Source organism: Streptomyces sp. SPB074 (assembly GCF_000154905.1).
Classification (GTDB): Bacteria; Actinomycetota; Actinomycetes; order Streptomycetales; family Streptomycetaceae; genus Streptomyces.
The window spans coordinates 3,469,747-3,471,270 of record NZ_GG770539.1 but is presented as its reverse complement, the minus strand read 5'-3'; the positions used below and the strand labels follow the sequence as shown (position 1 = coordinate 3,471,270).

The 1,524-nt window shown below is 73.2% G+C and carries 1 protein-coding gene; it reads left to right on the top strand.

What is annotated here, in order from left to right; genetic code table 11:
* The first annotated feature begins 207 nt into the window (after window positions 1-207).
* On the top strand, window positions 208-1,224 hold the full coding sequence (locus tag SSBG_RS14335; RefSeq protein WP_008746833.1) for a rhomboid family intramembrane serine protease: 1,017 nt from the start codon (window positions 208-210) through the stop codon (window positions 1,222-1,224).
* Window positions 1,225-1,524 lie beyond the last annotated feature (300 nt).

Here is a 1,524-nt window from a genome sequence, read left to right as displayed (position 1 = left end):
GGCCCCGGGCCCCGGGCCCGAAGGCCCCCGGGCCCGGGGCCCGGCGATCCCGCGGTCTTCGTCAAGCGCGGCTTTCCCGCTCACCAAGCGGGAACCAAGCGCGGCGGGAACAAAACGCCCCGTCCATCCGTCAAGGGGGACGGGGCGTGCCCACGTCCCGTCCCCCGCCGAGCGGCGGTGGCGCACTCGGCTCAGGGAAGGAGCCCCATGGACCCGAAGGACCAGCCCGGCGGCCCCGGCGGCGGGCCGGGCGGGGAGCCGACGGGACCGGGCGGGCCCGAGGCGGCGGCCCCGGCGTGCTACCGCCACCCGGACCGCGAGACGGGCATCCGCTGCATCCGCTGCAAGCGGCCCATCTGCCCGGAGTGCATGGTCAGCGCCTCCGTCGGCTTCCAGTGCCCCGACTGCGTGCGCCAGGGCGGCGGCCCCGTCCCGGCCCCGGCGGGAGCGCCCGGCGGGGCGAGCGGCGCCGCTCGCGTGCCGCGGCCCTGGCAGCGGGGCGGCGGTGGCCCGGGGCCCGCTCCGCGCGGGGACTCCCGGCCGCGCACCCTGGCCGGGGGCGTGGTGCAGGGCGATCCGCGGCTGATCACCAAGGTCCTGATCGCGCTCAATCTCGCCGTCTTCGTGCTGGTGAAGGCGGCGCCGGACTCGGCGCGGCTGCTCGACGACCTCGTCATGGTCGCCCGCTTCCCGTCCTACCCGCAGCCCATCGGAGTCGCCGAGGGCGAGTGGTACCGGCTCCTGACCGCCACCTTCCTGCACGAGGAGGTGTGGCACATCGGGCTGAACATGCTCAGCCTGTGGATGCTGGGCGGGCCGATCGAGGCGCTGCTCGGCCGGGCACGCTTCCTCACTCTCTACCTGCTCGCGGGAGTGGGCGGCAGCGTCGCCTCCTTCCTCTTCGCCGATCCGCTGGGCGCCTCGCTCGGTGCCTCGGGCGCGATCTTCGGCCTCTTCGGCGCGACCGGCGTCCTCGTCCTGCGGGTGCGGGCCGACTTCCGGCCCTTCGTCGCGCTGCTCGTCATCAACCTGATCATCACCTTCGGCTGGAGCGGCATCGCCTGGCAGGCCCACATCGGCGGTCTCGTCGTCGGGACGCTCCTCGCCGCCGGGCTCGTCTACGCGCCCCGCCGCCACCGCGCCCTCGTGCAGTGGGGCACATGCGCGCTCGTCCTCGTCGCGCTCGTCGTCTGCGTCCTCGCCCGGACGGCCGCCCTCACCTGAGCGGGCGCGGACCCCGGTTTATGCGCAGGTGTTCGAATGTTCGGGCCGAGTTGTCCACAGCTCGTACACGGAAAGCGGCGCCGGGTGCGCGTTCCGTGCGGTGATCCCGGGCTCGTTCTGTGGGGCCCGCCCTGACCTGCGGTTTTGCCGGAAAGTGGTGCGCCGGGAGGTATTCGAACGCGCGCGCTACGGGGGAAGTGGGGTGCCGGTGCCGGTCATACCGGCGTCAACTCTCTGAGAGTTATTTTTTTTATCGTCTGAACTTTTCCCCACTGTGGATAGCGCTGTGGATAACTCAGG